This window comes from Mannheimia massilioguelmaensis (assembly GCF_000940515.1).
In the GTDB taxonomy this organism is placed as follows: domain Bacteria; phylum Pseudomonadota; class Gammaproteobacteria; order Enterobacterales; family Pasteurellaceae; genus Basfia; species Basfia bettyae.
In genome coordinates, this window is the sequence record NZ_CDQL01000005.1 from 130,194 (window position 1) to 144,221 (window position 14,028).

A 14,028-nucleotide genomic window follows, 5' to 3' on the forward strand; every position below is an offset into this window, starting at 1 on the left:
AACATGCGGTTTATAGCACGTTGTTTTACAAAAATTATTTTTTACGCGCTTCGATAATTGCTTCAGAAATATTTTTCGGAGCTTCTGCATATTTCAATGGTTCCATTGAGTATGATGCACGACCTTGAGTTTGTGAACGAAGGTCAGTAGCATAACCGAACATTTCTGATAGTGGAACTTCAGCATTGATTTTTACTGCAAAATCAGTTGCTTCTTGTCCATTTACCATTGCACGACGACGGCTTAAGTCACCAATTACATCACCTACATATTCAGGAGGCGTTTCTACTTCAACTTTCATGATTGGCTCAAGTAATACTGGGTTTGCTTTAGCGAACGCTGCTTTAAAGGCAATTGATGCCGCTAATTTAAACGCTAACTCAGATGAGTCCACATCATGATATGAACCGAAGTGTAAACGTACACCTAAATCAACTACTGGATAACCAGCTAGAGGACCAGATTTAAGTTGTTCTTGAATCCCTTTATCAACCGCAGGAATGTATTCACCAGGAATCACACCACCTTTGATTTCATTAACGAATTCATAACCTGGACCTTCAGGATCTAATGGATATAGGTCGATAACTACATGACCATATTGACCACGACCACCAGATTGTTTCGCGTGTTTACCTTCTACATCGTTTACACGTGTACGAATAGTTTCGCGGTAAGAAACTTGTGGTTTACCAATGTTTGCTTCCACTTTAAATTCACGTTTCATACGGTCAACGATGATATCTAAGTGTAACTCACCCATACCAGAAATGATAGTTTCACCTGATTCTTCATCAGTTTTAACACGGAATGAAGGGTCTTCTTGCGCTAAACGACCTAATGCTAAGCCCATTTTTTCTTGGTCAGCTTTAGTTTTTGGTTCTACCGCAACAGAGATAACTGGCTCTGGGAATTCCATGCGTTCAAGAATAATCGGTGCATCTGATGCACATAATGTATCACCAGTACCGACATCTTTTAAGCCGATTGCTGCTGCAATATCACCTGCGCGAACTTCTTTGATTTCTTCACGTTTGTTAGCGTGCATTTGTACAATACGACCAAAACGTTCACGTTTTTGTTTAACTGAGTTGTAAACTGTTGCACCTGATTCAACAACGCCTGAATACACACGGAAGAACGTTAAGTTACCTACGAATGGGTCAGTTGCAATTTTGAATGCTAATGCTGCAAATGGTTCATCATCACTTGCGTGACGTTCACCTTCAGTTTCATCTTCATTAATACCTTTGATTGCTGGGATATCTACTGGAGATGGTAAGTATTCAATTACTGCATCAAGCATAGCTTGAACGCCTTTATTTTTGAATGCAGAACCACAAGTTACAAGAATAATCTCGGTGGCTAATACACGTTGACGTAATGCACCTTTAATTTCTTCTTCTGTTAACTCTTCACCACCTAGGTATTTTTCCATTAATTCTTCTGATGATTCAGCGGCTGCTTCAATTAGGTTGTTACGCCATTCTTCACAAGCTTCTAGCATATCTGCAGGAACATCTTCATAAGTGAAAGTCATACCTTGATCTTCTTCATTCCAGTTGATAGCTTTCATTTTGATTAAATCAACTACACCTTTGAAGTTATCTTCTGAACCGATTGGAAGTTGTAAAGGAACTGCATTAGCGCCTAAGCGAGCTTTTAATTGTTCAACAACGCGTAAGAAGTTTGCACCAGTACGGTCCATTTTATTTACAAACGCAATACGTGGAACTTTATATTTGTTAGCTTGACGCCAAACTGTTTCTGATTGTGGTTGAACACCACCTACAGCACAGTAAACCATTACTGCACCATCAAGAACACGCATAGAACGTTCTACTTCGATAGTGAAGTCTACGTGTCCCGGAGTATCGATAACGTTGATACGGTGTTGATCAAATTGTTGAGACATGCCAGCCCAGAAAGCTGTAGTCGCAGCAGATGTGATAGTAATACCACGTTCTTGTTCTTGTTCCATCCAGTCCATTGTTGCAGCACCATCGTGAACTTCACCGATTTTGTGGCTAACACCAGTATAGAACAAGATACGCTCTGTAGTAGTTGTCTTACCCGCGTCAATATGCGCACTGATACCGATATTACGATATCTTTCAATAGGGGTTGTACGAGCCATTATTATTACCTTGTTTGGGGTTTAATATTAATTTTTTAATATGGGTAAGGCTCCACCAAAGATGAAGCCTTGAATATATTTTGCTACGCAATTACCAACGGTAGTGAGCAAACGCTTTGTTTGCTTCTGCCATACGGTGAACATCTTCACGTTTTTTCACTGCTGCACCTTTGTTTTCTGATGCATCAGATAATTCATTAGCTAAACGTAAAGCCATTGATTTATCACCACGTTTACGTGCAGCTTCAACGATCCAACGCATACCTAATGCGTTACGACGTGCTGGACGAACTTCTACTGGTACTTGATATGTAGAACCGCCAACACGACGAGATTTAACTTCTACGGTTGGACGTACATTTTCTAATGCTTCTTCAAATGCAACTAACGCTTCTTTATTAGTACGTTGAGCAAGTGTTTCTAAAGCACCATATACGATTGATTCTGCGATAGATTTTTTACCATCTACCATTAATACATTAATAAATTTCGCAAGTAATTCTGAACCGAATTTCGGATCTGGAAGAATTTTGCGAGGTTCAATACTACGACGACGTGGCATTGCTATTTCTCCGTTTTTATCATTCAGGATATCCAAAACTCATCTAGTGCGATAATTATCGCCGTTGACTGGAGTTTATGGTTTAAATATTTAATTTAGACGTTTGGCCTTACTTAACGGAGTTCCATTAAGCTTTAGGACGTTTAACGCCGTATTTAGAACGTGCTTGTTTACGATCTTTAACGCCTGCGCAGTCTAATGCACCGCGTACTGTGTGATAACGCACACCTGGTAAATCTTTAACACGACCACCACGGATTAACACAACACTGTGTTCTTGAAGGTTGTGACCTTCACCGCCGATATAAGAAGTTACTTCAAAACCGTTTGTTAAACGAATACGACATACTTTACGTAATGCTGAGTTCGGTTTTTTAGGAGTTGTAGTGTACACACGAGTACACACACCACGTTTCTGCGGGCAAGCCTCTAATGCAGGAACGTTGCTTTTTACAACCTTTTTCACACGCGGTTTGCGTACTAGTTGGTTGATTGTTGCCATTTAATAAGCTCCAGTTAAATATGATTCATAATAGAATTGTTTAGTTAAATCTGTCCTGATACTAGAACAGACACGGAATTTTAGACTTGAAAAGAAGATATGTCAAGGAATAGTCAGTTGGCTTATTAAGATAAGTTAATTGGTTAAAGTGCCAATTGAGGATAATATTGTTCTGTTAAAGCAACAAATTGAGAAAGTGTCAGTTGTTTGATGGTAGGCAGCGTGTTTTGTATGATCTCTGTTAATCCTCTAGCTTGAATATCTACTTCTAATAAATAGATTTGTTGAGCATATTGAGATACTAATTGCGGATATTTTACCGAAATAATGACCGCACTTTGCCAAAGTACTACGGCATCATTTGGGGTGATTTGAGAGAAATAATTTTCTAATTCTGTTTGACTGTAATGTGATTCTGAAAACGTGTATAACATATTAAAAAGTAATAATTTTTTCAAATTTCTGAAGTTTCTGTAAAAATAAAGTGCGGTCTATTTTTTCGCAGTTTATAACTAGTGCTTGATTTATGAGTCCTAGATCATTTAATGATTCGCTACAGATATAACGCTGTTCTATATCATATAAATCCAGTAATTTAAATCCACTTATAAAATCTTTTTGTAGAATGATTTCAGGCTGTTGATGAGGTAGTAAATTTAACACTCCGTCATCAATAAAGAAAACAGCAAGTTTATTTTCATCACAAAATGCACTGGCAGCTAATAAGGCATCTAAGCCTTCTCGACTAATTGTTGAACCATGAGGGCTGTGTCTAAATACAAAGGCAAGTTTCATAGGCTGATGACCCTATCTGCTTCAAGTACTGCTTTGCTAAATTCACCAAGCCCAGCCAAAACAAATCCTTCTGCAAGGTTACTTGTTTTAGCATCAAAGGCAGTAAGTTCGTCGACGATTCCTCGTCGTTGTGAGGCCGCAACGCATAAATGTAAAGGCACATGATGTTCTAGTGAAAGCTTTTGCCAGGCTTTGACTAAATTGAATTCATCGTTTGCTGGATAGACCAAGGCATTGCCATTTGATACGCCTGCTTGAGAAAAGAAAATTTGCGTAATTTGATGACCTTGAGCAAGCAATTCTTGAGCAAGTTGATAGGCAAGATAAGCACCTTGTGAACCATATATAGGCTGTCTTACTGATAATACATAGCGCATTAGCGTTGGTCATCCTGTTTGATTTGACGGATATAAAGATACACAGTATGACGAGAGATATTTAAGCGCTCTGCCACAAGGTTGATTGCATCTTTAATATCAAAGATTCCTTTTTCAAAAAGAGTAATGACAATTTGACGATTTTTATTATTATTTGCCACTAATCGATCTGCAGTAATTTCCTCGATGGTATTTTCTACTGTTTGCAAGACTAGGTCTTCGACAGAACTTGCAAAATTATTGGCGTTAGCCACAGTATGTTCTTGGGTTGGAATAAAAGCTTGCATGAATTGTGAAACAGGTACTTCTAAATTTAGATTAACGCATAACAATCCAATGATTTGTTGTTTACTGTTACGAATTGCCATTGTAGCGGACTTCATTAAACCATTATTACCTTTATGACGAGTAAAATAAGGTTTTAACTCAATGCCATGCTCCATAGTTTGTAGCGATTGTAAATCTATTTCGGTTAATGTCGCACCAGCTTGGCGATTGGTGTTATGTCCATTAACAATATATAAAGTAGAATGTTCAGGATCTTCTAAAGAATGTAATACGATTTCACAATGGCTTCCCATCAATGCACTTAACCCATCAATAATGGCTCGGTAAGAATTCAGGATTGCACGATCTTCGTCAGTAAAAGCTCGCTTGATATTTGTCATCATATTATTCTCGAAAAGAGTACCGCACTTTTTTATTAAAGTGCGGTGTATTTTTTATTATTTTTTCTCTGCAATTACATCTAAGACTTCAACATCAAAATGTAGTGTTGAATTTGCTGGAATTTGACCTAATTCTTGATCACCATAAGCAAGTTCAGCAGGAATGACTAATTCAATTTTGCCGCCTTTTTTGATTAATTGTAAACCTTCTGTCCAACCAGGAATAACTTGGTTAAGCATAAATTCTGCTGGTTGATTACGTTCTACTGAACTATCAAAAACAGTACCGTTAGTTAGTTTACCTGTGTAATGTACTTTTACTGTATCAGTAGCTTTAATAGGATTACCTTCCCCTTCTTTTTCAATACGATATAAAAGACCTGATTTAGTTTCTTTCACACCATCTTTTTTCTTGAATTCAGCAATAAATTTTTCACTATCGGCTTTTGCTTGTTTTGCTCGAGCTTCAGCTTTAGCTTGAGCGGCATTTTTTAATTTTTCATCCATTCCTTTTAAGGTATCTACAACGTCTTGATTTGTTAAATCAATTTTGCCATTTAATGCATCTGCAACACCAGCTAAAACTTTTTGGTTATCATAAGTGAAGACTTCTTTTTGTGCATCTACTAGGCCTTTTAAATCATTACCAATTAATACGCCAATTGCATAAGATGGATCTTTTGCTTGAGAGTTATTTGCCTGAGAAGCTTGAGCTGTTTGTTTGGCTGGCTCTGCAGCTGCTTGAGTTTCCGCTTTTTTATCATCTTTACAAGCTGAAGTTGCTAATACAGCACTCACTAATAATGCGATTGCCGTAATTTTTTGAAATTTTACCATTGAATATGTCCTTTGGCGTGGATAATCACGCTGTTTGTTTTATGAATTTATAACTAAATAAATAGGTTTAACCCCAAGTTTTGTATAAAATAGGGTAAAGCCAATTTTATTATTGTACAACATTTATTTAGGATTACTATGCAAAACTCATCAAAATTAGAACAACGAATAGCAGAATTGGAAATGAAAATTACTTTTCAAGAAGGGGTATTAGAAGAACTCAATGAAGCACTTGTACAACAGCAATTTATGATGGATAAAATGCATTTTCAATTACGCAATTTGGCAAATAAGTTGAAAGATATGCAACCTTCTAATGTGGCAAGACAATCGGAAGAAACGCCACCGCCTCATTACTAAAAATTTGCCAAAAAGAAACCGCACTTTAGTTTTATAAAGTGCGGTTTTAATTTTTATGATCTGTTATCGATTAGTTTTTAGAAAAATATGCTTCTAAATCATCACTACCACCGATGTATTGACCACCGATGAAAACTTGAGGAACAGAGGTTTTACCTGTGATAGCACGAACAGAGATAGTACTTGCATCTTTACCTAAAACGATTTCTTCAAAAGTATAACCTTTAACTTTTAATAAACCTTTTGCTTTAGCGCAGAAAGGACAACCAGGTTTTGTAAAGATAGAAACAGAAGGTTTTGCAGTCCAATCAGGTTTTAAGTATTTGATCATGGTATCTGCATCAGATACTTTGAATGGATCGCCTGGCTCTTGTGGTTCAACAAACATTTTTTCAACTACGCCATTTTTAACAAGCATAGAATAACGCCATGAACGATTACCGAAACCTAAGTCTTCTTTACCAACCAACATACCCATACCACGAGTAAAATCGCCATTACCATCTGGAATCACAGTGATGTTTTCAGCTTCTTGGTCAGCTTTCCATGCGTTCATTACAAAGGTATCGTTTACAGATACACAAATAATATCGTCAACACCTAAGGCTTTAAACTCACAAGCTAACTCATTATAGCGTGGTAAGTGAGTAGAAGAACAAGTTGGTGTAAATGCTCCTGGAAGAGAGAATACGACTACAGTTTTGTTATCAAATAGTTCGCTTGTTGTTACATCAACCCATGCATCGCCTTGACGAGTACGAAAAGTTACTTCTGGTACATGTTTACCAGTCATATCTGCTAAAGCCATTTTTTTCTCCTATTAAATTAGAAAGTTAACTTATTAACGGGATGGATTATAGATAAAATTATGGTATAGTTACAATCAATTAATTCTATCCTTTTAATCGTTTTTTTCTATAACGAGGCCAAATGAATATTCGTGACTTAGAATACTTAGCAGCCCTTGCTGAGTATAAACACTTTCGACGTGCGGCAGATGCATGCCATGTTAGTCAACCAACTTTAAGCGGACAAATTCGCAAATTAGAAGATGAGCTTGGCATCACATTACTGGAACGCACAAGTCGTAAAGTCTTATTTACTCAGTCAGGTCTTATTTTAGTCGAACAAGCTAAAAAAGTCTTGCGTGAAGTGAAATTATTAAAAGAAATGGCAAGTAATCAAGGTAAAGACATGACAGGTCCTTTACATATGGGCGTGATTCCAACGGTAGGGCCTTACTTATTGCCTTATATCATGCCAATTTTTAAAGAGGCTTTCCCTGAATTAGATCTTTATTTATATGAAGCTCAAACTTCAAGTTTATTAGATCAATTAGAATCAGGGCGTTTAGATTGTGCGATTGTAGCGAGCGTCCAAGAAACAGAAGCCTTTATTGAAGTGCCTATTTTTCATGAACGCATGTTATTAGCCGTTTCGGATATTCATCCATGGGCAAAACAAAAACAAATTAAAATGCATGAGCTTAAAGGTCATGAAGTATTAATGTTGGATGATGGACATTGCTTACGAGATCAGGCTTTAGGTTATTGTTTTACTGCGGGAGCTCGAGAAAATTCTCATTTTCAAGCAACCAGTTTGGAAACATTACGTAATATGATTGCCGCAAATGCGGGCATGACATTAATGCCTGAGCTTGCCGTTCTCAATGAAGGTAATCGTGATGGTGTGAAATATATCCCTTGTATTGAGCCAGAACCTAAACGTACGATTGCTTTAGTTTATCGTCCAGGTTCACCACTTCGTAATCGTTATGAACGAGTTGCGATGGCTGTAGGTAAAGCGGTAGAACCTATTTTATCAAAAGAAGGTAAATAATAATGGCTGGTGTGCGTGCAATCCAAAAAGAGAGAACCCGTCGAGCTTTAATTGATGCGGCTTTTAATCAATTAACGGCTGAAAAAAGTTTCTCTAATTTAAGTTTACGTGAAGTGGCAAGAGAAGCAGGAATTGCACCCACATCATTTTATCGTCATTTTAAAGATATGGATGAATTAGGATTGACGATGGTTGATGAGGCAGGATTAATTTTACGTCAATTGATGCGACAGGCACGTAAGCGTATTGAAAAGGGTGGTAGTGTCATTGTTATATCGGTAGAAACCTTTTTCGAATTCATTAGCCATAGTCCAAATGTGTTTCGTTTATTGTTACGTGAAAGTTCAGGGACTTCACAAGCTTTTCGTACTGCCGCTGCTCGTGAAATTAAGCACTTCGTAGATGAATTAGCAGAATATTTAATGATGACTAATGACTATTCTCAATATGTTGCTTATGTACAAGCGGAAGGTATGGTAACGATTGTGTTTACTGCGGGTGCCAATGCCTTGGATATGAGCAATAAAGAGCGAGAATTATTAACTGAACGAGTTATTTTGCAATTGAGAATGTTAGCAAAAGGTGCACATTATACCTTGGAGAAGAGTTTAAAATCTTCTGCCTAAAAAACTGCGGTTTATTTTTATAAAATTTAATTTATTAACCTTTTCAAATAATTAGGGATAAATATTATCCGTTTATAATCTGTCGGTGTTTTGACTAGCTGACTAACTTGTCTTCCCACTAAAGAGAGGCTGAACACATATCCATAGCTTGAGTACACAATTCTCATAAAATCTATTACAATATCACATAATTTCATAACAAGAGGGATAAGATTATGATTATCGTAACTGGTGGCGCTGGTATGATCGGTAGCAATATCGTCAAGGCATTAAACGATATTGGTCGTAAAGATATTTTGGTCGTAGATAATTTAAAAGATGGCACAAAATTTATTAATTTAGTGGATTTAGATATTGCGGATTATTGTGATAAAGAGGATTTTATTTCATCTATTATTGCTGGCGATGATTTAGGTGATATTGATGCTATTTTCCATGAAGGTGCTTGTTCAGCAACCACGGAATGGGATGGCAAATATCTCATGCACAATAATTATGAGTATTCAAAAGAGTTGTTACATTATTGCCTTGAGCGTGAAATTCCTTTCTTTTATGCCTCATCTGCAGCAACTTATGGCGATAAAACAGATTTTATTGAAGAACGCCAATTTGAAGGGCCATTAAATGCCTATGGTTATTCAAAATTCTTATTTGATCAATATGTACGAGCTATTTTACCTGAAGCGCATTCCCCTGTTTGTGGTTTTAAATACTTCAATGTTTATGGTCCACGTGAGCAACACAAAGGCTCAATGGCAAGTGTGGCATTCCATTTAAATAATCAAATGTTAAAAGGTGAAAACCCAAAATTATTTGCAGGTAGTGAACATTTTATTCGTGATTTTGTTTATGTGGAAGATGTCGCCAAAGTGAATATTTGGGCATGGCAAAATGCAATATCTGGCATTTTTAATCTTGGCACAGGTCAAGCAGAGAGTTTTAAAGCAGTGGCAGAAGCGGTGATTAAACATCATGGTAAAGGGGAAATTGAAACTATTCCATTCCCTGAACATTTGAAATCTCGCTACCAAGAATATACACAAGCAAATTTAACCAAACTCCGCCAAGCTGGTTGTGATTATAAATTTAAAAATGTTGCTGAAGGTGTTGCAGAATATATGGCTTGGTTAAATCGCAAATAAACCAGATATAACAGTTTGAATGAAGACAAAGTGCGGGTAAAATTATGAAAATTTTCACCGCACTTTTTACTTTAGGAATTGGGTAAGTATGAATATTTTAATCATTGCACCTTCGTGGGTCGGCGATATGATGATGTCGCACAGCCTTTATCAAACACTTAAACAACAGTATCCCAATTGTGAAATTGATGTGTTAGCACCAAACTGGTGTAAGCCCTTGCTCGCTCGAATGCCAGAAGTGCGTAAAGCCTTGACGATGCCTCTTGGGCATGGTGCCTTTAATTTAATGGAGCGTTATCGTATTGGAAAATCTTTGCGTAATCAATATGATATGGCAATTGTATTACCGAATTCATTGAAATCAGCCTTTATTCCTCTGTTTGCAAATATTGTAGTACGACGTGGTTGGAAAGGTGAAAGCCGTTATTTGTTGTTAAATGATTTGCGTACAAATAAACAAGATTATCCGATGATGGTTCAGCGTTATGTGGCGTTAGGTTATGAAAAAAGTGCGGTGCCTAATGCAGAAAATTTACCAATTCCAACACCTTATTTACAGGTCAATACAGATCAGGTGGCGGATACTTTAAAAATTTTTGAAAAACAAACCGCACTTGCTGAACACCGCCCCGCTATTGGCTTTTGTCCTGGTGCAGAATTTGGTCCAGCAAAGCGTTGGCCTCATTATCATTACGCTAATTTAGCTCATCAACTCATTGAAAAAGGCTATTCTATTCGTTTATTGGGGTCTACAAAAGATGAGCAAGTGTGTGAACAAATTTGTCATGCATTGCCTGACAATTTACGTGGTTACTGCATTAATTTAGCTGGGCAAACTGAACTGAACCAAGCAGTAGATATTATTGCCGATTGTGTGGCAATGGTGACTAATGATAGTGGATTAATGCATATTGCTGCTGCGGTCAATCGCCCGCTGGTGGCATTATATGGACCAACCAGTCCGCAATATACGCCACCATTATCAGATAAGGCGGTGATTATTCGCTTAATTGAGGGCGGTTTAATTAAAATCCGTAAGGGTGAGGATAGTGCAGAAGGCTATCATCAGAGCCTAATTGATATCACACCTGAGATGGTGATGGAAAAATTGAATACTCTTCTTAGTTAAGCATTGCTGGTAAATAAAATTAGATTGGGCGTTTTTTAATCAGATGATAGCTGGATTATTGTACTTTATACATTAACTAGTTCAAAATACAACCCTATTCGCAAAGCAACGGTTATTGAAATAAATAACCGTTTTCTTTGAATAACCCAAATTCAATACTTTCTACTTGGTTTTAACTTTATTGATTAATTTTATGAATACTCAAGACTTTATGGAAACTAAGTTACCAGTGATGGTGACTAATATATTACGCATCATTTTAAGTACAACGGTGATTATGTTGGCAGTGATTGATTTAGTTGCAGTTCTCAAAGTGATTTATGGACTCAGCATCATGATTTTTACTACTGATAATGTTGTACCTGCTGCCTTTGCAGAACAAATCGTGATGTTCTTTTTATATTTCGGATTTTTGGCGCTGATTTCTCAATATTTTAAAAGTGGCTATCATTTCCCACTGCGATATTTTATTTATGCGGGAATTACTGCTATGTTGCGTTTGATTATTGTCGATCATGAAAGTGCGGTAAATACTATTTTATTTGCAGGGGCGATTTTATTAATGGTGATTGCACTCTGTTTAGTTTTTTATTCAGATAAACTTAAAAACTTCTAACCAGATAATGAAAGTATTGATTGTAAAAACATCTTCCATGGGAGATTTATTACATACCTTACCAGCCTTAACTGATGCTCAACAAGCTTATCCAGATATCCAATTTGATTGGGTGGAGGAGGAGAATTTTGTTGAAATTCCGCATTGGCATCCAGCGGTAAAAAATGTGATTCCAGTTGCGATTCGTCGCTGGCGTAAGCATCCTTTTTCTAGTGAAAATCGATGCCAATGGAAAGATTATCGTCGCTTATTGCAATCTACAGAATATGATGCAGTAATTGATGCACAAGGCTTATTTAAAAGTGCTTTTTTAGTGACACGTTTAGCAAAAGGTAAAAAGTTCGGTTATCACTTTTATTGTGCACGAGAAGCTGTGGCATCATTTTTCTATGATCAAAAATTTATTATTCCCTATCAGCAACATGCGGTGGAACGTATTCGTCAATTATTTGCTAAAAGTTTAAATTATAGGTTGCCACAAACCCAGGCTAATTATGGGCTTATTCAGCGTTTTGATGATACTTCTTCTCTACCTTATGTGATTTTTATTCATGCGACAACGAGGGCTGATAAACATTGGTTCGTGCAGGAATGGATTAGTTTAGCAAACAAGTTGATGTTAAGTTATCCTAGTTTGCGTATTTATTTACCTTGGAATAATGAAACAGAGCGAGCAAGAGCTGAACAGATTAAAAGTGCGGTATCAAATTGTGAAATTTTGCCTAAATTATCTTTAACCGAATTAGCAAAATTTATTGCCCAAGCGAAAGCTGTGGTATCCGTAGATACTGGGCTAGCTCATTTGACGGCAGCATTAAATAAGCCGAATATCACACTTTATGGGGCGACGGATCCTTTATTAGTTGGCACTTATGGTTTACATCAATATCATATTCAACAACAGAATATGGCAGCAATTAAAGCAGAAATGGTTTTTCAACAGTTGAAGAATATTATTGATTCGGATTGAGTAAGCAAACCATGTAAACAAGAATAGTGCGGTAGAATTTTGAAAATTTCTACCGCACTTTAGTTTAGAGAAGACTAAATAATTCTAGAGAATTGTTGACGTCTAGCAAGTTGTCTCGAATAGCTATCAAAACACATACAAATATTTCGGATCAGTAAGCGTCCACGAGGCGAGACTTGGATAGTTGTTTCATTAATTGAGACTAACCCATCTTTTTCAAGAGGTTTAAGTAATTCTAAATCTTCAGCAAAATGGGATTGGAAATCAATATGATATTGTTTTTCAATGGTTGTCCAGTCAAGTTTAAAATTACAGATCAATTGTTTAATAACATCACGACGTAAACAGTCTTCTTCGCTCAACACTAGGCCTTTATGTAATGCCAGTCCAGTGGCATCGACATCAGCATAATATTTTTTCAATTCCTTTTGGTTTTGTGCATAAGTATCGCCTAATAGACTGATTGCTGATACGCCTAAACCCAATAAATCATCATCTTCTTGGGTGGTATAGCCTTGGAAGTTACGATGTAAGACGCCATTTTGTTGAGCAATGGCTAATTCATCTTCAGGTTTGGCAAAGTGATCCATACCAATAAATTTATAACCTGCATTGCCTAAAGTCGAAATAGTTTCTTGCAGAATTTGTAATTTAGATTCTGGTGGAGGCAACATATGATCTTTAATTTTTGCTTGGCCAGGGAAACGGCTTGGCAAGTGAGCATAGTTAAATACACTTAATCGGTCTGGATTTAAATCAATGACTTTTTTCAGTGTAAACAAGAAACTTTCTGGAGTTTGTAAGGGTAAACCATAGATTAAATCAAGATTAGTGGATTGGAAACCGAGTTCTCTTGCTTTTACCAATAACGCACCAATAAATTCTTCATCTTGTTCACGGTTAACTGCTTTTTGTACCTCTTTATTGAAGTCTTGCACGCCCATACTGATGCGGTTAAATCCAATTTTTCGCAGATGTTCCAACATCGATAATTCAATTTCACGAGGATCCATTTCAATACTAATTTCGGCATTAGCATCAATATGAAAATGGGTTTTTAGCATATTCATTAAACGTGAAGATTGTGCTTCAGATAAATAAGTTGGCGTACCACCACCCCAGTGAATCTGAGTGACATTACGGTTAATAAATAATGGAGCACGAGTTTTGATTTCTTGTTCTAAATAATCAAGATAAATATCTGCTTTGTGCTGGTGGCGAGTAATCACTTTATTACAGCCACAGAAATAACAAAGTTTGTGGCAAAATGGAATATGCACATAGAGCGAAAGCGGACGTTCAGGATAACGTTCTGTTGCCGCTTTAAAATCTTCATGAGTATAATTTTCATGAAATTCTAGAGCGGTTGGATAAGAGGTATAACGGGGGCCTGATTGATTGTATTTTTGAATCAATGCTAAATCCCAAATAATTTCAGACATAAAATGTTTCCCCACAAAACAATATG

At 36.8% G+C, this 14,028-nt stretch carries 17 protein-coding genes; 7 read left to right on the forward strand and 10 right to left on the reverse strand.

The features are described 5' to 3' along the window. Positions 1-34: 34 nt before the first annotated feature. From fusA to fkpA, 8 genes are all read right to left on the reverse strand, one after another. On the reverse strand, positions 35-2,137 hold the full coding sequence (gene fusA / locus BN1226_RS03730; RefSeq protein ID WP_005760207.1) for an elongation factor G: 2,103 nt from the start codon (positions 2,135-2,137) through the stop codon (positions 35-37). Positions 2,138-2,228: 91 nt separating this feature from the next. Then, complete coding sequence (rpsG, locus tag BN1226_RS03735) at positions 2,229-2,699, reverse strand: 30S ribosomal protein S7 (protein WP_044470056.1); 471 nt, start codon at positions 2,697-2,699, stop codon at positions 2,229-2,231. A gap of 127 nt (positions 2,700-2,826) precedes the next feature. Then, entirely contained in the window at positions 2,827-3,201 is a 375-nt protein-coding gene (gene rpsL / locus BN1226_RS03740; protein ID WP_005760221.1) for a 30S ribosomal protein S12, read from the reverse strand. Between the two features lie 143 nt (positions 3,202-3,344). Then, positions 3,345-3,635 carry a sulfurtransferase complex subunit TusB gene (gene tusB, locus BN1226_RS03745; protein ID WP_044470226.1) on the reverse strand — a complete coding sequence of 97 codons (291 nt, stop codon included), beginning with the start codon at positions 3,633-3,635 and terminating at the stop codon, positions 3,345-3,347. 1 nt (position 3,636) lies between these two features. Then, positions 3,637-3,996, reverse strand: a complete 360-nt coding sequence (tusC, locus tag BN1226_RS03750) for a sulfurtransferase complex subunit TusC (RefSeq protein WP_005760239.1) — start codon at positions 3,994-3,996, stop codon at positions 3,637-3,639. Continuing rightward, complete coding sequence (gene tusD / locus BN1226_RS03755) at positions 3,993-4,373, reverse strand: sulfurtransferase complex subunit TusD (protein WP_044470057.1); 381 nt, start codon at positions 4,371-4,373, stop codon at positions 3,993-3,995. The genes tusC and tusD overlap by 4 nt, the downstream gene beginning before the upstream one ends. After that, positions 4,373-5,041 carry a helix-turn-helix transcriptional regulator gene (locus BN1226_RS03760; protein ID WP_420835343.1) on the reverse strand — a complete coding sequence of 223 codons (669 nt, stop codon included), beginning with the start codon at positions 5,039-5,041 and terminating at the stop codon, positions 4,373-4,375. Before BN1226_RS03760 ends, tusD begins: the two co-directional genes overlap by 1 nt. A 57-nt stretch (positions 5,042-5,098) precedes the next feature. Next, entirely contained in the window at positions 5,099-5,878 is a 780-nt protein-coding gene (gene fkpA / locus BN1226_RS03765; RefSeq protein ID WP_044470059.1) for an FKBP-type peptidyl-prolyl cis-trans isomerase, read from the reverse strand. A gap of 138 nt (positions 5,879-6,016) precedes the next feature. Between fkpA and BN1226_RS03770 the strand changes: the two genes are divergently transcribed. Then, on the forward strand, positions 6,017-6,238 hold the full coding sequence (locus tag BN1226_RS03770) for a SlyX family protein (RefSeq protein WP_044470060.1): 222 nt from the start codon (positions 6,017-6,019) through the stop codon (positions 6,236-6,238). 70 nt (positions 6,239-6,308) lie between these two features. On the opposite strand, the gene BN1226_RS03775 is transcribed toward BN1226_RS03770, so the two are convergent. Next, positions 6,309-7,046, reverse strand: a complete 738-nt coding sequence (locus BN1226_RS03775; protein WP_044470061.1) for a glutathione peroxidase — start codon at positions 7,044-7,046, stop codon at positions 6,309-6,311. A gap of 122 nt (positions 7,047-7,168) precedes the next feature. On the opposite strand from BN1226_RS03775, the gene oxyR reads away from it, so the two are divergent. From oxyR to rfaC, 6 genes are all read left to right on the forward strand, one after another. Continuing rightward, on the forward strand, positions 7,169-8,077 hold the full coding sequence (gene oxyR / locus BN1226_RS03780; RefSeq protein ID WP_044470062.1) for a DNA-binding transcriptional regulator OxyR: 909 nt from the start codon (positions 7,169-7,171) through the stop codon (positions 8,075-8,077). Between the two features lie 2 nt (positions 8,078-8,079). Further along, entirely contained in the window at positions 8,080-8,703 is a 624-nt protein-coding gene (fabR, locus tag BN1226_RS03785) for an HTH-type transcriptional repressor FabR (protein WP_044470063.1), read from the forward strand. Positions 8,704-8,918: 215 nt separating this feature from the next. Then, a complete protein-coding gene (gene rfaD, locus BN1226_RS03790) occupies positions 8,919-9,845 on the forward strand; it encodes an ADP-glyceromanno-heptose 6-epimerase (protein ID WP_044470064.1) in 927 nt (308 codons plus the stop codon). 88 nt (positions 9,846-9,933) lie between these two features. Next, complete coding sequence (waaF, locus tag BN1226_RS03795; protein ID WP_044470065.1) at positions 9,934-10,974, forward strand: lipopolysaccharide heptosyltransferase II; 1,041 nt, start codon at positions 9,934-9,936, stop codon at positions 10,972-10,974. A gap of 193 nt (positions 10,975-11,167) precedes the next feature. Then, on the forward strand, positions 11,168-11,590 hold the full coding sequence (psiE, locus tag BN1226_RS03800) for a phosphate-starvation-inducible protein PsiE (RefSeq protein ID WP_044470066.1): 423 nt from the start codon (positions 11,168-11,170) through the stop codon (positions 11,588-11,590). A 7-nt stretch (positions 11,591-11,597) separates the two neighbouring features. Then, positions 11,598-12,560 carry a lipopolysaccharide heptosyltransferase RfaC gene (rfaC, locus tag BN1226_RS03805; protein ID WP_044470067.1) on the forward strand — a complete coding sequence of 321 codons (963 nt, stop codon included), beginning with the start codon at positions 11,598-11,600 and terminating at the stop codon, positions 12,558-12,560. Positions 12,561-12,634: 74 nt separating this feature from the next. Here the strand turns inward: rfaC and hemN are convergent, their stop codons facing one another. Then, on the reverse strand, positions 12,635-14,002 hold the full coding sequence (gene hemN, locus BN1226_RS03810) for an oxygen-independent coproporphyrinogen III oxidase (protein ID WP_044470068.1): 1,368 nt from the start codon (positions 14,000-14,002) through the stop codon (positions 12,635-12,637). Positions 14,003-14,028 lie beyond the last annotated feature (26 nt).